Source organism: Micromonospora sp. A202, from assembly GCF_006715105.1.
In the GTDB taxonomy this organism is placed as follows: Bacteria; Actinomycetota; Actinomycetes; order Mycobacteriales; family Micromonosporaceae; genus Micromonospora; species Micromonospora zamorensis.
On record NZ_VFMP01000001.1, the window covers coordinates 2,406,614 to 2,428,859 of the forward strand.

At 70.2% G+C, this 22,246-nt stretch carries 18 protein-coding genes; 6 read left to right on the forward strand and 12 right to left on the reverse strand.

What is annotated here, in order from left to right:
- Window positions 1-19 precede the first annotated feature (19 nt).
- The 4 genes from rhaS to FBZ33_RS11130 are packed head-to-tail and all read right to left on the reverse strand — an operon-like array spanning window position 20 to window position 4,769.
- Window positions 20-1,102: a rhamnose ABC transporter substrate-binding protein gene (gene rhaS, locus FBZ33_RS11115; RefSeq protein WP_099852400.1), complete on the reverse strand. Its 1,083-nt coding sequence runs from the start codon at window positions 1,100-1,102 to the stop codon at window positions 20-22.
- A gap of 43 nt (window positions 1,103-1,145) precedes the next feature.
- Complete coding sequence (locus FBZ33_RS11120) at window positions 1,146-2,201, reverse strand: ABC transporter permease (RefSeq protein ID WP_141908962.1); 1,056 nt, start codon at window positions 2,199-2,201, stop codon at window positions 1,146-1,148.
- A complete protein-coding gene (locus tag FBZ33_RS11125) occupies window positions 2,191-3,252 on the reverse strand; it encodes an ABC transporter permease (protein ID WP_099852403.1) in 1,062 nt (353 codons plus the stop codon). The genes FBZ33_RS11120 and FBZ33_RS11125 overlap by 11 nt, the downstream gene beginning before the upstream one ends.
- Complete coding sequence (locus FBZ33_RS11130) at window positions 3,249-4,769, reverse strand: sugar ABC transporter ATP-binding protein (protein WP_141908963.1); 1,521 nt, start codon at window positions 4,767-4,769, stop codon at window positions 3,249-3,251. The genes FBZ33_RS11125 and FBZ33_RS11130 overlap by 4 nt, the downstream gene beginning before the upstream one ends.
- 225 nt (window positions 4,770-4,994) lie before the next feature.
- Here FBZ33_RS11130 and FBZ33_RS11135 point away from each other — a divergent pair, with 225 nt between their 5' ends.
- Window positions 4,995-6,026 carry a LacI family DNA-binding transcriptional regulator gene (locus FBZ33_RS11135; protein WP_141908964.1) on the forward strand — a complete coding sequence of 344 codons (1,032 nt, stop codon included), beginning with the start codon at window positions 4,995-4,997 and terminating at the stop codon, window positions 6,024-6,026.
- Window positions 6,027-6,095: 69 nt separating this feature from the next.
- Here FBZ33_RS11135 and FBZ33_RS11140 read toward each other — a convergent pair whose 3' ends face one another.
- A complete protein-coding gene (locus tag FBZ33_RS11140) occupies window positions 6,096-9,755 on the reverse strand; it encodes a family 78 glycoside hydrolase catalytic domain (protein WP_221629451.1) in 3,660 nt (1,219 codons plus the stop codon).
- A gap of 385 nt (window positions 9,756-10,140) precedes the next feature.
- On the opposite strand from FBZ33_RS11140, the gene FBZ33_RS11145 reads away from it, so the two are divergent.
- Both FBZ33_RS11145 and FBZ33_RS32720 read left to right on the forward strand, forming a co-directional pair.
- Window positions 10,141-13,323, forward strand: coding sequence for a penicillin acylase family protein (locus FBZ33_RS11145; RefSeq protein WP_141908965.1), 3,183 nt, complete (start codon window positions 10,141-10,143; stop codon window positions 13,321-13,323).
- Between the two features lie 449 nt (window positions 13,324-13,772).
- The gene (locus FBZ33_RS32720; protein ID WP_185755270.1) at window positions 13,773-13,919 is read left to right on the forward strand and encodes a hypothetical protein; all 147 of its coding nucleotides are present in this window, start codon (window positions 13,773-13,775) and stop codon (window positions 13,917-13,919) included.
- A gap of 222 nt (window positions 13,920-14,141) precedes the next feature.
- Here FBZ33_RS32720 and FBZ33_RS11165 read toward each other — a convergent pair whose 3' ends face one another.
- Window positions 14,142-14,699, reverse strand: coding sequence for a dihydrofolate reductase family protein (locus FBZ33_RS11165; protein ID WP_141908966.1), 558 nt, complete (start codon window positions 14,697-14,699; stop codon window positions 14,142-14,144).
- Between the two features lie 129 nt (window positions 14,700-14,828).
- Window positions 14,829-14,936: a hypothetical protein gene (locus FBZ33_RS33730; protein WP_357969564.1), complete on the reverse strand. Its 108-nt coding sequence runs from the start codon at window positions 14,934-14,936 to the stop codon at window positions 14,829-14,831.
- Between the two features lie 553 nt (window positions 14,937-15,489).
- Here FBZ33_RS33730 and FBZ33_RS11175 point away from each other — a divergent pair.
- Together FBZ33_RS11175 and FBZ33_RS11180 are read left to right on the forward strand one after the other, a co-directional pair.
- On the forward strand, window positions 15,490-16,554 hold the full coding sequence (locus FBZ33_RS11175) for an N-acetylmuramoyl-L-alanine amidase (protein ID WP_141908967.1): 1,065 nt from the start codon (window positions 15,490-15,492) through the stop codon (window positions 16,552-16,554).
- Window positions 16,555-16,730: 176 nt separating this feature from the next.
- Window positions 16,731-17,135, forward strand: a complete 405-nt coding sequence (locus tag FBZ33_RS11180; RefSeq protein WP_210792694.1) for an alpha/beta fold hydrolase — start codon at window positions 16,731-16,733, stop codon at window positions 17,133-17,135.
- Window positions 17,136-17,188: 53 nt separating this feature from the next.
- Here FBZ33_RS11180 and FBZ33_RS11185 read toward each other — a convergent pair whose 3' ends face one another.
- Window positions 17,189-17,851 (reverse strand): response regulator transcription factor, encoded by a 663-nt coding sequence (locus FBZ33_RS11185; RefSeq protein WP_141908968.1) that lies wholly within the window; start codon window positions 17,849-17,851, stop codon window positions 17,189-17,191.
- A complete protein-coding gene (locus FBZ33_RS11190; RefSeq protein ID WP_141908969.1) occupies window positions 17,848-18,996 on the reverse strand; it encodes a sensor histidine kinase in 1,149 nt (382 codons plus the stop codon). The genes FBZ33_RS11185 and FBZ33_RS11190 overlap by 4 nt, the downstream gene beginning before the upstream one ends.
- Window positions 18,997-19,191: 195 nt before the next feature.
- Here FBZ33_RS11190 and FBZ33_RS11195 point away from each other — a divergent pair, with 195 nt between their 5' ends.
- Window positions 19,192-19,704, forward strand: coding sequence for a DUF1772 domain-containing protein (locus tag FBZ33_RS11195; protein ID WP_255508811.1), 513 nt, complete (start codon window positions 19,192-19,194; stop codon window positions 19,702-19,704).
- Window positions 19,705-19,750: 46 nt separating this feature from the next.
- On the opposite strand, the gene FBZ33_RS11200 is transcribed toward FBZ33_RS11195, so the two are convergent.
- From FBZ33_RS11200 to FBZ33_RS11210, 3 genes are all read right to left on the reverse strand, one after another.
- Window positions 19,751-20,278 (reverse strand): cupin domain-containing protein, encoded by a 528-nt coding sequence (locus FBZ33_RS11200; protein ID WP_141908970.1) that lies wholly within the window; start codon window positions 20,276-20,278, stop codon window positions 19,751-19,753.
- A 179-nt stretch (window positions 20,279-20,457) separates the two neighbouring features.
- Entirely contained in the window at window positions 20,458-20,754 is a 297-nt protein-coding gene (locus tag FBZ33_RS11205; RefSeq protein ID WP_221629453.1) for a hypothetical protein, read from the reverse strand.
- 135 nt (window positions 20,755-20,889) lie between these two features.
- Window positions 20,890-22,242, reverse strand: a complete 1,353-nt coding sequence (locus FBZ33_RS11210) for a ricin-type beta-trefoil lectin domain protein (protein ID WP_141908971.1) — start codon at window positions 22,240-22,242, stop codon at window positions 20,890-20,892.
- Window positions 22,243-22,246 lie beyond the last annotated feature (4 nt).

Sequence of the window (22,246 nt, forward strand, 5' to 3'; positions counted from 1 at the left end):
GCACCGACCGGGAGGGCGATCAGAACTGGAACTGGTCGATGTTGTTCTTGTCGAAGACCGTGGGCGGGCCGAGGATGACCACACCCTCCTTGCCGACGGTGAACTCGCCGAGCTTGCCGGCCTTGAACTTGTCGCCCTCGGCGCCGGTGATCTGACCGGAGGCCAGTGCCGCGCCGGCGTACGCGGCGAGGTAGCCGAGGTCGGCCGGGCTCCACAGGGCGAACGCGTCGACGGTGCCGTCCTTGACGTACTGGCGCATCTGGTTCGGGGTGCCCAGACCGGTCAGCTTGACCTTGCCCTTGTACTGCGACCCGCTGAGGTAACGGCCGGCCGCCGCGACACCGACAGTGGTCGGCGAGATGATGCCCTTGAGGTTGGGGTACGACTGGAGCAGACCCTGGGTCTCCTGGAAGGACTTCTGGTCGTCGTCGTTGCCGTACGCCACGGTGACCAGCTTGATCTTGCTGTACTCGGGCTTCGCCAGCTCGGTCTTCATCAGCGCGATCCAGGCGTTCTGGTTGGTCGCGTTGGCGGTGGCGGAGAGGATGGCGATCTCACCCTCGCCGCCGATCTGCTGCGAGATGAGCTTGACCTGGTTCTCGGCGATGCCCTCGGCGGTCACCTGGTTGACGAAGATCTGGCGGCATTCCGGCTTGGTGTCGGAGTCGAAGGTGACGATCTTCGCGCCGGCCGCCTTCGCCTGGTTGAGCGCCCCGCAGATCGCGTTCGGGTCGTTGGCCGAGGTGACGATCACGTCCATGCCCTGCTGGGACAGGGTGTTGATGTAGCTGACCTGGGAGGAGGCGCTGGCCTCGGAGGGGCCGACCTCCTTGAACTCGCCCTTGAACTCGGTGACGGCGTCCTTGCCACCGTTGTCCGAGACGGTGAAGTAGGGGTTGTTCAGGGCCTTCGGCAGGAAGGCGATCTTCAACCCTGCCTTGATGGCGGCGTCCGGGTTGGCGGCGCCGCTCGCCTGGTTGCCGGCGCCGGCGTCGTCGTTGGAGTTGTCCCGGGTGGTGCCGCCACAGGCGGTGCTGAGCAGCAGTGCGGCGAGGGCGAGGCTGGTGGCCCCGACCCGGAGGCCTCTGCGGTATGCGGACATCGTCGACCTTTCCGGGGGTGGGTGGTGGGTGTGCGGGGGGGCGTCACGAAGCGACGGGGTGCCGCTGTCGTCGGCGGTGCAACCGGGCGCGGACGTCCGCGACGGCGTTGGGCAGCACGACGGATGCGATGAGCAGGCTGCCGGTGACGATCGTCAGCGCGTTGGCGTCGACGTCGGCGAGTTGCAGCGCGTTGCGCAGGACGCCGAGGAGCAGCACACCGGCCACCACACCGAGCAGAGCACCCCGGCCGCCGAAGATCGAGACACCGCCGAGCAGCACGGCGGTCACCACTGTCAGCTCCAGGCCGGTGGCGTTGTCGCCGCGGGCGCTGGCGTACCGCAGCGTCCAGAAGATGCCGACCAGCCCGCACACCGCACCGGAGACCACGAAGAGCCAGAACTTCGTCCGGGCCACCGAGACGCCGGTGAACGTGGCGGCCTGGTCGTTGTTCCCCATGGCGTAGAGCGCGCGACCGGCGGCGGTGGCGTGCAGCACGATGCCGAAGACCACGGCGAGCAGCAGCAGCGGGACCACCACGACCGGGATCGACGTGCCGGGGATGGCGCGCACCGCGGCAGCGGTCCAGTCGGCCGGGAAGTCCGCGACCGCCTGGTCGCCGAGCACCACGAAGGACAACCCGCGGTAGAGGGCGAGCGTGCCGATGGTCACCGCCAGCGACGGTAGACTGAAGCCGGTGACGAAGAGACCGTTCACCGCGCCGAGCACGGCGCCCAGCAGCACCACGAGGACACAGATCAACTCCAGGGACAGCCCGCTGGAGAGCCAGAGCTGCCCCATCAGCGTGCTGCACAGCCCGACCATGCTGGCCACCGAGAGGTCGATCTCACCGGTGATCACGATCAGGGTCATCGGCAGCGCGATGAGCGCCAGCGGCATCAGGTCCAGCAGCAGGAACTGGGCGTTGCGCCCGGTGGCGAAGTTCTCCACGGTCAGGCTGGCGACCAGCACGGCCACCACGAGGGCGGCGACGATCACCGCGTCCCAGGAGCCGAACAGCCCGCGCAGGCCGGCGAGGCGGTCCGCTCCGGGCTCGGCCTCGGCGGTGGTCGGTGCGGCGTACAGGCTGTCATGCGCCATGCGCGCTTCTCCCTCGGAGCCGGGCCGCCACCCGCAGGGCCAGGAGCCGGTCCAGCCCGATGGCGGCGAGGATGAGTGCGCCGACCACGGCCTGCTGCCAGAACGGGTCGATGCGCAGGACGGCGAGCGAGCTGCCGATCGTGGTCAGCAGCACGGCACCGAGTGCCGCGCCGTAGGCGCTGCCGCTGCCTCCGAAGATCGCCACCCCGCCGACCACGGCGGCGGCGACGACCTGGAGTTCCAGGCCACTGCCGGCGGCCGCGTCGAGGGTGCCGAACCGGGCCGCGTACAGCACGCCGGCGAGCCCGGCGAGGGCTCCGCTGGCCACGAAGACGGTGAACACCCGCCGCCCCACCGGGATGCCGGAGAGCCGGGCGGCGGCCGGTTCGGAGCCGATCGCGTACAGCTCCCGGCCGCTGCGGTAGGAACGCAGGTAGAAGCCGACGGCGGCGACGACGACCAGCGCGACGAGGAACAGCACGGGTACGCCGAGCACCGTCTGGTTGCCCAGCCGCAGGAACGACTGGGGCATGTCGGCGGCGTTGATCTGCCGGCCGGACGCCCAGTAGTAGTCGACGCCGCGGAAGGCGTAGAGGGTGCCGAGCGTGATGACCAGGGCGGGCACGCGGGCCACCGCGATCAGGCCGCCGTTGACCGCGCCGCACAGCGCGCCCAGTGCGACACCCACGACGAGCGCCACGGGCCACGGCGTACCGGGTGCGGAGAGGAACAGCGAGCCGGTGGCGAAGGCGACGAGGCCCAGGATCGAGCCGACGGAGAGGTCGACGTTGCGGGTGACGATGACCAGGGTCTGGCCGACCGCCAGGATCACCAGGATCGCGCAGCCCAGCAGCAGGTCCTTGATGCTCTGGCCGCTCAGGAACCTGTCGTTGCGAACTGTGGTCACCAGGACCAGCAGGCCGAGCGCGATCAACAGGCTCAGCTCGCGTACGGCGAACAGCCGTTCGGTGAGGCTGCGGCGCTGCCGACCGGGGTGGGTCGGGGCGTTCCCGGCGGCCCGTTCGGGCGCACCGGCGTCGGTGAGGCTCATGCGGTCGCTCCTTGCCCGGTGGCGGCGAACATGATGGAGGCTTCGTCCGCCTCGGCCCGGGGCAGCTCGCGGACCAGTCGTCCCTCGTGCATGACGAGAACCCGGTCGGCCATGCCGAGCACCTCGGGCAGCTCGCTGCTGATCATGAGGATGGCCAGGCCCTCGCCGGCCAGCTCGGAGAGCAGTCGGTGCACCTCGGACTTGGTGCCGACGTCGATGCCGCGGGTCGGCTCGTCGATGATCAGGACACGTGGTTCGGTGGCCAGCCACTTGGCGAGCACGACCTTCTGCTGGTTGCCCCCGGAGAGGGTCGCCACGGGCGTGCCGAGCCGGGAGGCCTTCACCTGTAACCGCCGCGTCCAGCGGCGGGCCTCGGCGCGTTCCGCGCCGCCGAGCAGGAGGCCCAGCCGGCTCAGCGCCCGGCGGCGGGCAAGCGTGGCGTTGCGCTCCACCGACAGCTCCATGACCAGGCCCTGCTGCCGTCGGTCCTCGGGGACCAACGCCATGCCGGCCGCGATCGCCCGGCCCGGGTTCCCAGCCGGGACGGCGCGACCGGCCACCAGCACCTCGCCCGTGTCGTACCGGTCGACACCGAAGACGGCGCGGGCGACCTCGCTGCGCCCGGCGCCGACCAGCCCGGCGAGCGCGACGATCTCCCCACCCCGGACGGAGAACGACACATCGGTGAAGACGCCGGCCCGGGTCAACCCACGGACCTCGAGCAGGGTGTCGCGCAGCTCGGCGGCCTGCTTCGGGTAGAGCGCGGAGACGTCCCGGCCGACCATGCGCCGCACCACCTCGTCGACGGTCAGGTCGGCGGCGTCGTCGCTGGAGACCCAGGCGCCGTCGCGCAGCACTGTGACGCGGTGGCACAGGTCGAACACCTCGTTGAACCGGTGCGAGATGAACAGCACTGCCGCCCCACCCTCGCAGAGCGACCGGGCGACCGCGAAGAGCCGTTCGACCTCCACACCGGAGAGCGCGGCGGTGGGCTCGTCCATGACCAGGACGCGGGCGTCGAACGAGATCGCCTTGGCGATCTCGACGAGCTGCTGGTCGGCGATGGAGAGGCCACGCGCGGGCCGGGTCGGGTCGATGCGCACACCCAGCCGCTGGAACAGCCGCTCGGCGGCGCGGTTCATCGCGGCGGTGTCGATGCGACGCAGACCGCGCAGCGGTTGCCGACCCATGAAGATGTTCTCCGCCACGGAGAGGTCCGGGAAGAGCGTCGGTTCCTGGTAGATGACCGCGATGCCGGCGGCCCGGGCGTCGGCGGGACCGCGCAGCCGCAGCGGCTGCCCGTCCAGAGTCATCGAGCCGGAGTCCGGCGCGTGTGCGCCGGCCAGAACCTTCACCAGAGTGGACTTGCCCGCCCCGTTCTCGCCGACCAGGGCGTGCGCCTCACCGGGGTGCAGCGCCAGGTGCACTCCGCGCAGCGCGGCGACGGCCCCAAAGGACTTCGTCACGCCGTCGAGGACCAGCAGCGGAGCCGGGGTGGCCGGTGCGTCGGCGGTCATCCTAACCCCTCCTGAATCGTTTCATGCGTCGTTTGCATGGACGGTAGGGGCAGGTCTCCGAAAGCGTCAAGAGTTTCGATGCTATTTCTTCGCCGTTGCTGACGCGGGCTCCGGGCCAGCTCGCAGCGCTGCTGGTGCGCTCGATGAAACGTTTTAGGCGCTATACACTGCCGAGCGACCCGGTCGGCGCGGGCCGCGACCACCGTAGGGAGCATCTGGGGAGTCATGGCAACGGCGAACATCAAGGAGGTCGCCCGGCACGCCGGGGTTTCCCTCGGCACCGTGAGCAACGTGCTCAACCGACCCGACACGGTCGCCCCCGCCACCCGTCAACGGGTGCTGGACGCCATTTCCACGCTCGGCTACGTCCGCAACGACTCGGCTCGTCAACTGCGCGCCGGGCGCAGTCGCACCGTCGCCATCGTCGTCCTGGACGTGGCCAACCCGTTCTTCACCGACGTGGTCCGGGGGGCCGAACAGGCGATCGAGGAAGCTGGCGCCATGCTCGTCGTCTGCAACAGCGGCGAGGACAGCGCCCGGGAGCGTCGCCACCTGGAGCTGCTGGAGGAGCAGCGGGTCCGTGGTGTGCTCATCACCCCGGTCGGCCATGGCCCGCAGCCCATCCTGGACAGGCTCATCGAGCGGGGCATCCCGGTGGTGCTGGTGGACCGGGGAACGGGCCGGGCGAACCTGTGCTCGGTGGCGGTCGACGACGTGCTCGGCGGCCGACTCGCCATGGACCACCTGTTGGACCAGGGCCACCAACGCATCGCCTACCTCGGTGGCCCGCTCACCATCGCCCAGGTTGCCGACCGGCACTCCGGGGCCGAAGCAGCTCTGCGCGACCGTGGCAGCACCGCTGACCTCCGGGTGGCGGTGACCCCCAGCCTGACCGTCGCCGCTGGCCGGCGTGCCGCCGAGGAGCTGCTCGCGTTGCCGGTCCGCAAGCGCCCGACCGCCGTGTTCTGCGCCAACGACCTGATCGCGCTCGGTGTGCTTCAGGAGCTGACCGCGCGCGGCGTGCGGGTGCCGATCGACGTGGCCATCGTCGGCTACGACGACATCGAGTTCGCCGGCGCCGCGGCGGTGCCACTGTCGTCGGTGCGCCAGCCCCGCGACCAGCTCGGCCGCGCCGCAGCCGAACTGTTGCTCGAAGAGGCCGAGTCCGGCGACACCCACCGGCACCGACACGTGGTGTTCCAGCCCGAGCTGGTCGTACGCCGATCCAGCGACCAACCCCGACGCACCCGGCGCTGACCGGCCTCACCGACGACAGAGGAGCCGGGCGGATGCCCGCCCGGCTCCTCTCCGCAACACCCAGCCCGGTCAGGCCGCAGGCATCGCCCAGACGTCGGCGATCGACGGGTCGTACCCGGTGCCGGTGTCCTGATACCGCACCCGCACCACTCCGTCGCGGGTCGCATCGGGCAGGTTGACGACGAACTGGTAGCTGACCGTGCCCGGCCCGCCAGCGGTGCGCTGCCACGAGCGGGTGTTCGCCACCACCCCGTCCACGATCACCTGGTAGTCCTTGAGCTGCGGCCCGTCGTACGTCTCCACCGAGCGCAGCGCGAACGGCTCACCCGGTTTGACCGTGAGGTCGAACTCGAACCAACCGCCGGGGCGGGTCACGTCGGTGTACCGGCGGGTCAACCCGGCCTCGGTGCTGGTGGCCGAGTAGGTGGAGGCGGCGAGTCGGTGCGCCTGCTCGGACGCCGCGACGCCGAGGTCGACGTGGTCGTAGGCGCCCGTCGGTGGGACGACCCCGAAGGAGTAGGAGCCGGACCCGATCTCGTACACGGCGACCGCGCCGTCCATCCGGACGAACCGCACCCCGGCAGCCTGCTCCGCCGGCCGGCCGCCCTCGGTGACCGCCTCACGCCCGGGCGTCGGGAAACGCACTGTCGCTTTGGTGTTGGGCGGCACTGTGAGACGCAGCCGCATGTCGCCGCGTGCGTCGAGGTCCCAGTCACTGCCGATCGTTCCGTACGCCGAGCGGTACGACGCCTTGGCCGAGGTGAGCCCACCTCCCGGCTGAGGGGCGAACGTGACGTGCTCGTACCCGGGGTTGGCGGCGTCGGGCTGGATGCCCGCGACCGTCCGGTACATCCAGTCGCCCACCGCGCCGTACGCGTAGTGGTTGAAGGAGTTCATCCCCACGTCACCGAAGCTGCCGTCGGGTTTGATCGAGTCCCAGCGCTCCCAGATCGTGGTCGCGCCCTTGCCGATCTCGTAGCCCCACGACGGGTAGGTGTCGTTGAGCAACAGCCGGTAGGCGACATCCAGGTGCCCGGTGGCGGTCAGCGCCGGCAGCAGATCCGGGGTGCCGAGGAAGCCGGTGGAGAGGTGCCAGTCGTGCCGTTGCACGTTGGCGACCAGCCGGTCGGCGGCCCTGGCCCGCAGCGGATCGGTCAGCAGGCCCATGCCGATGGCCAGCACGTACCCGGTCTGGCTGTCGCCCTGCACCGTGCCGTCGGCCGCGACGTAGGCGTTGACGAACGCCTGGGTGATGGTCCTGGACAGCGCCGCGTAGCGGGTCGCGTCGGCGTCGCGCCCGATGGCGGCGGCCAACTCTCCCAGCAGCCGGATGCTGTACGCGTAGTAGGCGGTGCCGACCACGCCGGCCGGCGTCGGGTCCTCAAGGTTGAGCCAGTCGAGGTACGGGCCGGCGTTGGTACGCAGGTTGCCCGAACTGGTGCTCTCCAACCAGGACGCGTACCGCACCATCGACGCGTAGTGCTCCTCGACGACCCGGGTGTCGCCGTAGCGCTGCCACAGCGCGTACGGGACGGTGATCCCGGCGTCGGCCCAGCCGGTCGCGCCGTCCCCGCAGCAGGCGCGCGGCGCGACGTCGGGGTACGCGCCGTTGGCCGACTGCGCGTCGCGCAGGTCCTGCAACCACTTGCTGAGGAACGTCAGGCTGTCCATGTTGAACGTCGCGGTGTTGGCGAAGACGTTGATGTCACCGGTCCAGCCGAGCCGCTCGTCGCGCGCCGGCGTGTCGGTCGGGATGGAGAGGAAGTTGCCGCGCTGCCCCCAGGTGATGTTGCTCTGCAGTTGGTTCACCATGGCGTTGGAGGTCTGGAACTCGCTGGTGAGGTCCCCGTCGGTGTGCATCACCAGCCCGGTGACCGAGGACAGGTCGGGGGTACCCGGATAGCCGGTCAGCTCGACGTAACGGAAGCCGTGGAAGGTGAACGTCGGCTGGTAGACCTCGGCCCCGCCACCTCGCAGCGTGTACTGGTCGGTGGCCCGCGCCGAGCGCAGGTTGGCGGTGTAGGCGGTGCCGTTCGGGTTGAGCACCTCGGCGTGCCGGATGCGCACCGTCGTGCCGGCCGGGCCGTTGAGCTTCAGCCGTACCTTGCCCACCATGTTCTGGCCGAGGTCGAAGATCCAGGTGCCGGGGGTGGGTTGGGTCAGCGTCCGGGCCGGCAGCTCCTGCGTGACCCGCACCGGCGGGTCCACCTGAGCGACGATCTTGTCGGTGGCGTCGACGTCGTCGACTGTGGCGGGCTTCCAGCCGGCGTCGTTGAACCCGGGCCGGTCCCAGCCGGCCGGCAACCGCCGCGCGTCGTAGGTCTCGCCGTGAATGAGGTCGCTCTGCAGGAACGGCCCGCCCGTGACGCGCCACGAGCCGTCGGTGCCGACCGTCGCGCTGCGTCCGTCGGTGTAGTCGATGACCAGTTGGGCGCTCAGGTGCGGCCGGGAGCCGTAGTTGTCGGTGCCGAACCAGGCGATGCTGCCGGCGTACCACCCGTCGCCGAGCAGGGCGCCGAGGGCGTTGTCGCCCGGTTGGAGCTGACGGGTCACGTCGTACGTCTGGTACTGCACCCGCTTGTGGTAGTCGGTCCAGCCGGGCGCCAACTCGTGGTCGCCGACCCGCTGGCCGTTGAGGGAGAGCTGGTAGACCCCGAGCGCGGTGGCGTAGACCCGGGCCCGCGCGACAGTGCCGTCGACGCGGAAGCCCCGGCGCAGCAGCGGGTTCGCGTCCAGCGCGGTGAGCATGGCCTCGGTGTCCCCGCCGACCCGCAGGCCGGCCGAGGTGGGAGTGCCCGCCCCGAACGGGTTCACCCCGTCGGTGAGCGGGGCCGCGAAGAGCGTCTGGCCGCCGCTGGTCACCGAGAAGTTGGAGAAGACCCCGGACTCCAGCCCGTTCGTACGCAGGCCGACCGAGCCGGCCTGGTGCGCGGTGCTGGTGGTGACGTCCACCTGGGTGCCGTCAACCCAGGTGGTGATGGTGTTCCCGGCTGCGGTGATGCGAAGGGTGTGCGGCGTGGTCAGCCTGTCGGCCGGGACGACTCCACCGAGCGACACCTCCTTGAGCACGGTCCAGGCGCCGTTGACCCGGACGTGCGGGCGCAGTTTGGCACTGCCGTTGGTGATGGAGAACTGCCACATGTACGCGTTCGCCGCGCCCCGGGCACGGAGGTAGATCCCTGCCGCGTCGCGTTCCAGCCGTACCGTCGTCTGCACTGTGTAGTCGGTCCAGGCCTCGGTCACCGACGGCATGCCGATCCAGTCGGCCTGCCAGCCCGCGCCATCGCGTACGCCGGTCTCCCAGGACGCGGGTGTGCTCCAGCCGGAGGCGTTGCCGGCGGTGTCCCAGACCTGGACCTGCCAGGCGTACCGGGTGCGGGGTCGCAGTTGCGGGCCGGCATACGGGACGAGGACGCTCTGCCGCGACCGGACCCGGCCGCTGTCCCAGACATCGGGGGCGTTGAGGCGCTCCGCGCTGGTGGCGACGCGCACCTGGTACGACTCCTGGAGCACGCCCCGGGCGGTGGCGTCGATCCGCCAGCCGAGTCGGGGCTGCGCCACGTCCAGGCCGATCGGTTCGGTGGCGCGTTCGGTGGTCAGGTCGGTCGCGGTCAGCGTCGCGGCTGCCGGCGCTGCGGTGGCCGGGCCGGGAGCCGCCAACGGCGTCAGGCCGAGCAGCAGCACGAGAAGCGCGGAGGGTGCGGCGCGACGGCGCGTTCTGCGCATCATTCCAGGGCCTCATCCTTCTGGGCGGCGGTCTCCCGGCACGGGCGCAGGCGGGTGGTTGGCCCGGAACGGGGGAGGGGCGGTGGGCTGGGATGAATCGTTTCAGTATGTGTTTCACGAAGATTACGCGCTCACGTTGGTCAAGTGAAGACGTTTACGGCAATCAATATGAGCTGCCTCGAATCGACGTCGGCGGGCGGCGAAACGTCGGCATTGGCAGCTGGTGCACGAGAACTATCCCGAAGGCTCGTCCTGTGCCGATCATTGTCGAGATCGACGTGAGTCTTTCTCGCCTCCGGGTAGGACGCCCGGGCACGGATGGCGACAGGTCGGCAGCGGCAGCCGGGCGTACCCGAACGGCCCGACTCCGCGTCCCCGGAGGACCGTCATGCCCAGACCCGCCCTGCGCGCCCGCCTCGCGGCGCTCACCACCGCCGTCCTGACTGCGAGCGTCCTGACGGCCATCCCGCCGTCACCGGCGCTCGCCGCCACCTTCACCCCCGACGACTACTGCCTCGGCCAGTGCGCGGACATCCTGCCCCCCGGGCAGAACGGCAACGCCACGCTGGCCGCCATCCTGGCCCACCAGGCGCTCGACACCCGCCCGGCGCATTCCAGCGACCAGCTCGACGAGTACGCGAACCTGGTCTACAACTACGCCGGGCTGACCGACGAGCAGATCGCCCACTTCTACAACGACGCCTCGTTCGGCGTCCCCGCCGGGCAGGTCGAGAGCACCGTCTCACCGCGCGCGGACGTGACCATCGTGCGGGACAAGGCCACCGGCGTCCCGCACGTCACCGGCACCACCCGCGCCGGCACCATGTTCGGCGCCGGCTACGCCGGAGCACAGGACCGGCTCTGGGTGATGGACCTGCTGCGGCACGCCGGTCGCGGCACACTCACCTCGTTCGCCGGCGGCGCACCGGGCAACCGTGAGCTGGAGCAGAGCATCTGGGCCAACTCGCCCTACTCGGAGACGGACCTCCAGGCACAGGTGGACGCGCTGCGCTTCAAGGGCGCCCGCGGCCAGCAGCTCTACACCGACGTGGTCGACTACATCGCCGGCATCAACGCCTACATCGACAAGTCGATCGCCGACGACAACTACCCCGGCGAGTACGTGCTGACCGGTGCCGGCAAGCCGACGCACTTCACCATGACCGACCTGATCGCCACCGCCGGTGTGGTCGGCGGGCTCTTCGGCGGAGGCGGTGGCAGCGAGGTCCAGTCCGCGCTGGTCCGGGTGGCCGCCCGGGCCAGGTACGGCGCCACCGAGGGCGACCGGGTCTGGCAGGCGTTCCGTTCGCAGAACGACCCGGAGACGGTGCTGACGCTGCACGACGGGCAGGGCTTCCCGTACGGCGCGACACCGCCCGGCGCGACCAGCGCGGTGCTCCCCGACGCCGGCACGGTCGTCGCCGAGCCCCTCGCCTACGACGCCAGCGGCGGGGCCGCCGCCCGCGCCGGTGCCAGCACCGCCACCGACGGGCTGCTCGGCGGCCTGTCCAACCTGCGCGCGCACGGCATGTCCAACGCGGTGGTGGTCTCCGGTCGGCACACCACCACCGGCAACCCGGTCGCCGTGTTCGGCCCGCAGACCGGCTACTTCGCCCCGCAGCTGCTCATGCTCCAGGAACTCCAGGGGCCCGGGATCAGCGCGCGCGGCGCCGCGTTCGCCGGACTGAACCTCTACGTGCTGCTCGGTCGTGGTCAGGACTACGCCTGGAGCGCCACCTCCGCCTCCCAGGACCTGACCGACACGTACGCCGTGCCGCTGTGCACCACCGACGGCAGCACCCCGACACTGCGCTCCAACCGCTACCTCTACCGGGGCCAGTGCCTGGCGATGGAGGCACTGGAGCGGCGCAACTCCTGGTCGCCGACGCTCGCCGACTCCACCCCGGCCGGCTCGTACACGCTGCGGGCACTGCGCACGAAGTACGGGCTGGTGTCCTACCGGGGGCTGGTCGACGGGCAGCCGACCGCGTTCACCAAGCTGCGCTCCACCTACCGGCACGAGGCCGACTCGGCGATCGGCTTTCAGGCGTACAACGACCCGGCGGCGATGGGCAGCGCGGCGGCGTTCCAGGCGTCCGCCGCGAACGTCGGGTACGCGTTCAACTGGTTCTACGTCAACTCGACCGAGGCGGCGTACTTCAACTCCGGCTCGAACCCCGTGCGGCCCTCCACCGCCGACCCGAACCTGCCCACGAAGGCCGAACCGGCCTACGAGTGGGTGGGCTGGAACCCGGACACCAACGACGCGACCTACACCCCGGCAGCGGCCCACCCGCAGTCGGTCGACCAGGACTACTATGTGAGCTGGAACAACAAGCAGGCGCGTGACTTCGGTGCGGCCGACGGCAACTTCAGCTACGGCGCGGTGCACAGGGCTCAACTGCTGGACGGTCCGGTGCGCGCCGCCATCGCCCAGCGCAAGCTCGGCCGCGCCGACGTCGCGAAGATCACCGCAGACGCGGCGGTGACCGATCTGCGCGGCCAGCAGGTCCTCGGCGAGCTGCTGCGGGTGCTCGACAGCACGCCGGTCACCGATCCGGCGCTGACCGCCGCCGTGAGCAAACTGCGGGCCTGGCAGCAGGCCGGCACCCGCCGGGTGGAGACGGCACCCGGCTCCAAGGTCTACCAGCACGCCGAGGCCATCCGGATCTTCGACGCGTGGTGGCCGCTGCTGGCCGCAGCCCAGTTCCGCCCCGGCCTCGGGCCCGACCTGTACGCCGCCCTGGTCGACGCGATCGAGGTGAACGAGGCGCCGTCCGGTGGCCAGAACGGCGGGCGTGACGGCGCCGTGAGCTGGGCGCCGCAGGGGCAGGCGCACAAGGGCTCGTCGTTCCAGTACGGCTGGTGGGGCTACGTCGACAAGGACCTGCGCACCGTGCTCGGCGACCCCGTCGCCGGCGGGCCGGGGCGTGCGTACTGCGGCAACGGCAACCTCGGCGCGTGCCGGCAGGCCCTGCTCGACGCGCTCGGCCAGGCCGCCGCGGTGCCGGCCGCGACGGTCTACCCGGGTGACGCGTCCTGCGGAGCCGGCGACCAGTGGTGCGCCGACTCCATCGCCCAGTCCGGGCTGGGCGGCATCACCCAGCCGCTGATCGCCTGGCAGAACCGCCCCACCTACCAGCAGGTCGTCTCGTTCCCGGCGCGACGTGGCGACAACCTCACGAACCTGGCGCAGGGCCGTCCGGCCACCGCGTCGAGCACCCAGTTCCTGACCGGCAACACCCCCAACAAGGCGGTCGACGGCAGCCTCGGCAGCCGGTGGTCCAGCAGCTACAACGACAACCAGTGGCTCCGGGTGGACCTCGGCTCGACGCGGACCGTCAGTCGGGCGGTGCTGCGCTGGGAGGCCGCGTACGGCAGCGAGTACCGGATCGAGGTCTCCAGCGACGGCACCTCCTGGCAACCGGTGTTCAGCACCACTTCCGGCAACGGCGGCGTCGACAACGCCACCTTCGCCCCGGTCAATGCCCGTTACGTGCGGGTGTACGGAGTCAAGCGGGCCACCTCGTACGGGTTCTCGCTCTACGAATTCGAGCTCTACGGACGGTGACCACAGCCGGAGGGGCCGGCGGAAACCACCCGCCGGCCCTTTCGGGGCGTGCGCAGCGCCATGGAGTGCGACCGTGTCCGACCACCACCTCGATCACCTCACCTACGAGGATGCCGACAAGTCGATCGTCGACATCGGCACCTGCTCCACCTGACGAAAGAGCAGCCTCCGGACGGGCGCGGTTAGAAGTCTCCCGAGGTCCGCGCGTACACCCTATTTCTGCTCGGCTCATTCGTCGGGAGCTGTCGCCCGCGGCGGCGTGGAGGGCCAGCAGTCGGTAGTAGTCGAAACGGGGCTTGCCGGGGGTGATCACGACGAGGAAGTCGGCATCCTGGCCGTCGGCGGGGGCGAAGGCGTGCGGAATGTTCGGCGGGACGAAGAGCGCGTCTCCCTTGTGCAGAGTGTGCACCTCGATGCCGGTGTGGCGGCGCGCACCGTCGGTGCCGTGCTTGAGCAGGGTGCGGTTGCTGGTCAGGGCGGAGGAGCTGTTCCAGTGCGACCAGATCCTCAGCAAGGGGCCGGGCGAGCACGCGGGCGTCGACTATCGACGGTCCTGGGCGTTCACCCAGGCCATGCGAGGTGCCGACCTGGCGTGACGGCGGGAACTGGCCGGAAGGACCGTGGCTGACGTCCGGGTCAACCGTCGAGCACGGGCACCCCGAAGCGCCGGCCAACACCCGAGCCCAAGTCGCGGAACTGCGCTAGGTCTCCTGACCAGGGACGTTGAGGGCGACGAAGGATATCGCTCTACCGCTGTCCACGCGACCAGTCACACCTGCCTCGGCTCGGCCGCCGGCAGCCTCACCAACCGCTGCGGCTCAACGGGTCCGGTAGCGCGCGTAGATAAGTCCGCTGTCAAAGGCACGCTCCTCGACCAGTTCGAGGTCGAGGCGCACGCCGTCGGGGAAGAACCGCTTGCCGCCACCTACCACGCTCGTGGTGATGAACAGGTGGTACTCGTCCACCAGGCCGGCCGCGATCGCCTGGGCCGCGAGGTTCGGACCGTCGACGGTGAGGTCGTGATCAGCCTCGGCCTTGAGCTTGCGCACCGCGTCCGGGTCGAAGGTCCGCTCGATCCTGGTCTTCGCGCTGGACACCGACTCCAGCGTCGTGGAGTACACGACCTTCTCGGCGGCCTGCCAGTCGCGGGCATACTGCAGGATGTGCGGCGGCTGGTCGGGCTCGGTGTGCGCGGTCTCCCAGTAGACCATCGTCTCGTAGATCCGTCGGCCGTAGAGGTACGTGCCGACGGGGCGGAAGAGGTCGTTGACGAAGGTGTGCACCTCCTGATCGTCGGCGCCGGTGCCGAGGTCGCCCTCCGCCGCCTCGGCGTAGCCATCGAGGGAGGTGATCATCGAGTAGATGAGCTTTGCCATGCGTCTCCTTCGGGTACGAACGCGTCAGTCTGCCAACGGTTCTGCAGGTTGTGACCGCCGCACGACCCGAAACTCATTGATCGGCCGGCGGGCTGGTTGCGGCGCAGGACGCGGACCATGGCGCGCATCTCAGGGAAGCGCACGGGAGGGCTCGGCCTCGATGACACGGAGCGCCTCGACGGCGGCGCCTGGCTGGCTCGCCGAGGCGGCGATGCCGGCCTGGGCGCGGATCGCCATCGCCGACGCGTGGTGGGCAACGGTGTCGTGCAGGTCGCGGGCGAGCCGCTCACCACGAAGAACGAACCGATCACGGCATCCCGGCCGGAGCCCCAGCGGAACAGCGCGGAGACCAGGAGGACCAGGAAGCTCGCCGTGAACATCTGACAGGCATCGCCGGGCCGCACGAATGGGCCGACCGTCGTGAGGCCGAACGCTATCGCCACCATCGCGAGCGGCTTCGTACGCCGCGAAGGAGCGTCGGCAGCAGCGCGAGCGCGACGACGACGCAGCCCACCCGCCACGGCAGATCGGGCCGGAGTATTCCCTTCCAACATGATCGCCGGCGCGATGACTGCGATCAACGCCCAGTCGCGCCACACATGGGACCGAACGTGTGGGACGCGCGGCTCGCCAACACAGTGCGTCACCTGATGATTGGTGCACCGGGCGGCGCGCGCTGGCGGAAACCTCCGGCGATCAGATCGCTACACGTAGACATCTTTCAAGACCATCGATGATCCGCTATATTTTGCGCATCGTTGATCTCTTCGGTTTCCCTTGAGAGGTGCACATGTTCGACGACTTGGCGCTGCGGCGGCGTACCCTCCTGGCGGCCCTCGCTGGTGCTGCGGCCGTCCCCATTCTCGGAAGCCCCGCGCGGGCCGCGTCGCCCAAGGTCTACATCGACCCCGGCCACGGCGGCACCGACTCTGGGGCGGTCGGCAACGGGTTGCAGGAGAAGGCCCTGACGCTCGACATCTCCCTGCAACTGCGCAGTATTCTGCTGGCCAACTGGAACGTCGACGTCCGCATGTCCCGAACGACCGACATCACTCGCAGCCTGGCCTACCGCACCGATGACGCCAATGCCTGGGGCGCTGACCTCTTCGTCAGTGTGCACATCAACTCCGGGGGCGGCACCGGCTTCGAGAGCTACCGGTACCTGACGGCGGACGCCGCCACCACCAACCTGCACAACGCGTTGCATCCGAGAGTGATCGCCGGTATGCGGTCGGTCGGTGCAGTCACCGACCGAGGGCTGAAGAGCGCCAACTTCCATGTGCTGCGCGAGACGACCATGCCCGCGGTGCTCACCGAGAACCTCTTCATCGACACCGTGGCGGACGCGAACCTGCTCAAACGGGCCGACTTCATCACTGCCACCGCCCGCGCGCACGCCCAGGGCATCGCCAGCTATCTGGGACTGGGCAGTACCACCCCGCCCACCTTCAGCGTCATCGTGGACAACGCCACCGCAGGACGGTTCACGGCGAGCGCCAACTGGGGGAGCTCGGCCTACTCCAGCCAGCGCTACGGCGCTGACTACCGCTTCGTCAGCCCCACCCCCGCCAGCGACGCCGCCTGGTTCAAGGTCGACATCCCGGCGGCCGGGAACTATCGGATCGAGGTACGGCACCCGGCCGACCCGGGTTACAACAGCACCACCCCGCACGTCATCGTCACCGCCTCCGGCAACCAGACACTCAACGTGGACCAGCGCTCCAACGGTGGCGTCTGGCGTTCGCTCGGCACCTTTGCGCTCGCTGCCGGTGACCGCAACCTGGTTGCGGTGAGTCGGTGGACCAGCGCAGCCGGCTACGTCGTGGCCGACGCCGTCCGGGTTGCCCGAGTCTGAGGCGTGTTTCGTAAGTCAGGCCGGCAGCGTCGAGGTCACGGCGTGGCAGTGATCGATAACAGAAGATGTCTCCGGTATTTGTTCTGCGACCAAGCAGGAACTTCGCACTCGAGTCGATATCCCCGCGTCTGAGCGCCGCCCGTGTGGGAGGCTCGTCGCCGTGGGGCAGTTGATCAATGTGCGGGACGGGTCCGTCTGGGCCGAAGACACCGGGGGCGGCCTGCCGCCGGTCGTGCTCCTGCACCCAGGGCGAGGGCGATTCTCGCATCTGGGACCCCGTCTGGGAGCGACTCGCCGGGCAGCACCGGCTGATCCGGTACGAGGTGCGGGGCTTCGGCCGCTCCGCGCCGCCGTCCGGGCCATTCTCCCGGTTGGACGATCTGCGTCGGGTGCTTGACCGGCTCGGCGTCGGGCCGGCATTGTTCGTCGGTTGCAGCATGGGCGGCGGCACCGCGCTCGACCTCGCCCTCGCCGAGCCGGATCGAGTTCGCGGGATGGTGCTGGCGTGCCCCGGCATTTCCGGTGCCCCGCCCGCCCACGATCCCGACGACGAGCCGGACAGCGTCGACCCAGATCGATGATTGACGATAGGGGGTCGGGGCGCGCACCACGACCGATGCTCGCCGACCCAGGCTCAGCCGTCGCCGGGTCGGACCAGCCCGCTCTCGTACGCGATGACCACGAGCTGGGCGCGGTCGCGGGCGTTCAGCTTGTGCAGCAGGCGACTCACGTACGTGCGGGCGGTGTCCGGGCTGAGATGCAGGGCCGCCCCGATCTCCACATTCGACCGTCCGGTGCCGACCTGTGCCAGGACGTCGCGTTCCCGCCCGGTGAGCCCGGTCAGCCGGGCTGGATCCGCGACGGGGGAGCGGGCCGCCGCGGCGATCACCCGCCGGGTCACCGCCGGTGACAGCAGCGCGTCCCCGCCGGCCACCACACGGACAGCGTCCCGCAGGGCGTCGGGCGGGGTGTCCTTGAGCAGGAAGCCAGCGGCGCCGGCGCGGATGGCCTCGAAGAGGTACTCGTCGTCGTCGAAGGTGGTCAGCATGACCACCCGGACGTCAGCCAGCGTCGGGTCGGTGAGGATGCGACGGGTTGCCTCGATGCCGTCGCCACCAGGCATCCGGACATCCATCAGGACGACGTCGGGCCGCTGTTCCCGGGCGACTGCCACGGCGGCCCGGCCGTCGCCGGCTTCGCCGACCACTGTGATGTCCGGAGCGCGTTCCAGCAACGCGCGGAGTCCGGTGCGCACCAGGTGCTGATCGTCGACGAGGACGACGCGTACGTCGCTCATGCGGCGATCCCGGCCAGCGGTAGGTGGACCGAGACCCGGAAACCGCCGTCAGCGGCCTCGCCGGCATCGAGGGTGCCGCCGAGCAGGGCAACCCGCTCCGACATGCCGCGCAGCCCCTGACCCGTCTCACCTGCCGTGCCGCCGGTGGATCCCCGGCCGTCGTCGACGACCTCCACCGACAACCCGGACGGGGTCGCCCGGATCGTCACCGTGGCGCGGGTGGCGTGGGCGTGGCGCAGCACATTGGTCAGTGCCTCCTGCACGATCCGGTAGACGGTGCTGCCGACCACCGTGGGCAGGGCGTCGACCGAGCCGTCGAGGCGCAGCTCGACAGGCAGCCCGCCTCGGCGGACGCCCTCGACGAGCGTACGCAGCTGGGTGAAACCGGGCGCAGGCTCGCGCGGTCCGGGCTCGCGACGCAGGGTGCCCAACGTGGCGCGCAGCTCGGCCATGGCGCTGCCGCTCACCGAGTGGATCGCGGCCAGGGCGGCCTCGGCCTGCCCGGGCTCGGCATTGGCAAGTGCCTCCCGCGCCACAGCCGACTGGAGGGTGATCACCGAGATGGTGTGTCCGAGCGTGTCGTGCACCTCCCGGGCGATGCGCAGCCGCTCGGCCTCGACCTGCCGGGCGGCCTCCCGGCGGCGTTCCTCGGCAGCGAAGGCGGCCTGCCGGGCCAGCGCGGCCCGGAGCGAACGCCGGTTGCGGACGGCGTCACCCAGAGCGATGACGGCGAGTATCAGTGCCGCCTCGGAGCCCAGAGCGGCACCGATCACGACAGAGATGTCGTCTCTCTCGATGAGCCGGGCAGCCACCGAGACGATCAGCAGAGTCCCGCCGACGGCGGCGGCCGGGACCACCCGGCCCCGCTGCGCGGCCACGTAGAGGATGGCGGCGGCCGGGGCGGCCACGCCGACCGGCGGCAGCTCCAGCGCGTAGTAGCCGAGGATGCCGGCGGCCGTCGCCAGCAGCGCGGGGACCGTCCAACGCCGGGCCACCAGCAGCAGTACGGCCAGTCCGACCCCGAATCCGCCCGCCAACGCCGCCTGGGAGGTTGACGCGCCCTCGGTCACGACCGCCGCCGTGACCAGGCCCAGGATGGCCACGGCGAGCAGCGCCTCGGTTCGGGTGGGTGAGGTGGCCTGCACGTTCGTGAGCCTAAGTCGGTGCGCGCCCGCGCCGCTGCCGTCCGCAGGCATCATCCCCGCCCCGGCACGTACGTCGAGAAGCGATGTCAGCTCGCGCGTCGGCGCGGCAGACGGTCCCGAGTTGGCGACCTAGCGTCGACGACGACATCACAGATCGTGCCCGCAGGGGCCCGAAAACCAGGGAGAAGTGCTGCTGTGTCCCGTATCAAGCTGACCTGGATCGTGCTCATCGTGCTCGTCTGGGCGGCGATGATGTCATTTGGTGGGGTCGCGGCCGAGACCGTGATGCTCTACCCGAATGTCTTCGGGGATGCCCCCGCCTCGCTGGACCGGGCCCGTGAGTTCCTGGTCGCAGGCGGCCCGAGCGACTACTTCCCACCGCTGGGCGCCTCGGTCGTCCTGACGAGCCTCGCCGCGACCGCCCTCACGTGGCGCAATCGGCGACTGCGCTGGTACGTCGCCGCCGCCGCGGTGGTCTTCATCGCCTGCGAGTTCCTGTTCTCGGTGGTGTTCTTCTGGCCGCGCAACGAGATCATGTTCGTCGACCCGGTCGGCACGCACTCCCCGGAGTATCTGCGCCAGGTCGCCGAGGAGTTCGTCGCCGGTCACTGGGTACGCCTCGCCGGCGGAGCGGTGACGTCCGCGCTGGCATTCACCGCCCTGCTGCGCTTCGCCCGGGAGACCGCGCCGGTACGGGTCGAGCGATGAGCGCTGGACGTCGTACTCTCGGGTTCTCCTGGCCGGCGCTGGTCGGTCAGAGCATCTCGGTGCGGTAGTCGGGTGCCAGATCGGTTGCGCGTTGCCGGCGCTCCGCCATCTCGTCGTCGGTGAGCTGCGGCGGCGGTGCGTCCTTGCCGGCGACCTGGTCGCCGACGCGGAGGAAGTATTCGTCCTGGCCTGCCGGGGTGCAGACGCACAGCATGCGGGCAGGTGCGCCGGAGGTGTTGCGGAAATTGTGCGGCGCGTTGGCCGGGATGTTGACTGTGGAACCGGCTCGGACGAGGTGCTTCTCCCCGCGGAAGGTGAACTCGATCTCGCCTTCGAGAATGGTGAACATTTCCTCGAAGTCGTGCCGGTGTGGCGGCGGTCCTCCGCCGTCGGGGATGCGCATGTCGATGAGGCAGTACTGACCGTTGGTCTGCTCACCGGTGATCAGCATGGCGTAGGTGCCACCGGCGAGAGAGATGTAGGTGGTTGCGGGGTCGTCGGGGTTGGCCACGGTCAGGGTTCGGCTGGGATCGTCGTCCGGGATGGCCGGGGTGGCGCGCTCGCGGTCGGTCATGCCGCTGTCCTTCCTGCCGTGGTTCTTCCGAGTAGGCGCGCAGCCGTCGCCCCGAGGTGATCCTTGGTCTCCGGGCTGCGCGGCCCTGCCCGAATCCTAGAATCACCGCCACCTCTGAGGTGAGCGGACAGCGACGGCCGCGCCGAATTCCGACGGGCGAGAGGATGTTGGCAGCGGTGTTACCGCTGGAGATGGACCCCGGCGGCGATGCGGTCCACCGCCTGCTTCGCCTCGACCAGGCTCGCGCCGGTCTGCTGGCGGTACACGCGTACAGCCTGGATCACCCGGCCGCTCTCCAGGTGCCGGACCACTTCCGACTCCACGGGCGCGACGATGCCGAGGTGATCCATAACCAGGTCGAGCTTGCGCTGCACGGCCGCGAGCTGGGTCGCCGAGCTGCGCTTGTCCTGGAACCAGGCTCCGACCGCTGCCCCGACCGACCCGATCGTGGCGATGAGAGCAATGTTGCTTCCCACGGACCCATCAGCACATCTAATCAGCGGTGCGCAACCGAGACGCGCCGCGCCCCTGGCGGCACAGCGGCCGCGCGCCGCCCGGGACATGACCCGGGCGGCGCGTCTCCACCATGGGGGACGTCTAGCGATGCGGCACTAGTTGCGCGTGCTCCACTGCTGGTTGGTGCCGCCGTGGCAGGCCCAGAGGTGTAGTTGCGTCCCATTGGCCGTGCCGGAACCGACGGCGTCGAGGCAGAGCCCTGACTGGACGCCGGTGATGGTGCCGTTGGAGTTCACGTTCCACTGCTGGTTCGGTTGGCCGTTGCAGTCCCAGATGAGGACAGCGGTGCCGTTGCTGCTGCCTGCCCCGCTCGCATCCAGGCACTTGTTGCCGTAGACGGTCAGGGTGCGGTTGGCGGTATGGGTCCAGCGCTGGTTGGTGCCACCGTGACAGTCCCAGAGTTGCGGGCGGGCGCCGTTGCTGGTGCTGGAGTTGGGGATGTCGATGCACCGGCCGGACTGGCTACCCGCGATCAGCACGTTCTGCTGGCCCGGCGGCGGGGTCGATGGTGGCGGAGTGGTGGGCGGCACGCTGGAGCCGAACTGGGTGAAGAACCGCCACACCTCCTGCTTGACCCAGCTCCGCGCGCCGCTCTCGCAGCCGGCGCACCCGTCCACCGGACCTTGCTGGTGGCCGCCGTCGAACGCGGCCCAGACCACCGGGTATCCGGCCTGGCAGGAGTAGGCGGTGGTGATGTGGGTCCGGCTGCCCGCCGCTGGTTCGGGTGGGTTCTGCGCGGCACAACCGTTGTTGCGGACGAACCTGTCGCGCAGTGACCGCCCGCTAGGGATGTTGTCGTTGATGCCGTGAATCCCCAGGTACGCCACCGGCTGGGTGCCGCCGCTGCATCCGCTGATCGCCCCCGGGGCCGCGATTGCCGCGACCGCGCGGAACACCGTTGGTCGGGAACACGCCAACGAGTAGCTCATCGCGCCGCCGTAGCTGAACCCGACCGAGAAACGTTGTGTGGTGTCGACGCAGAGAGCGTTCTCGATGACGCGGATCATGTCGTCGGTGAAGGTCACGTCCTCGCCATTGGAGTTGCCCCAGCCGTTGTTGAGGCCCTGCGGGGCGACGAAGATGGTGCTGTTGTTCGCCTGGGAGAGCATGCCGTAGTAGGCCCAGGCGGCTCCGTCGGTTCCACCCGACGCGACCTGGTTGGCGGTGCCGCCAAGCCAGTGGAACCCGAAGGCCAGCCGGTGGGCATAGGTGTTGTTGTAGCTGTCGGGCAGCCGAAGGATGAAGCTGCGGCTCTTTCCGCTGCTCTGGATGGTGTGGGTGCCGCTGTTCAGTCCGGGCGTCTTGCCGCACCCGGCGGTCGCTGCGGCGGCTGCGACGTTCGCGGCGGACGCAGTGGTGCTCAAGCCACCGGCCAGCGCCGCCGCGCCCACGGTCACGACGACTGCCGCCGTCGCGAGAAAACCAAGGATGGGTCTGCGTCTTGTCATGATG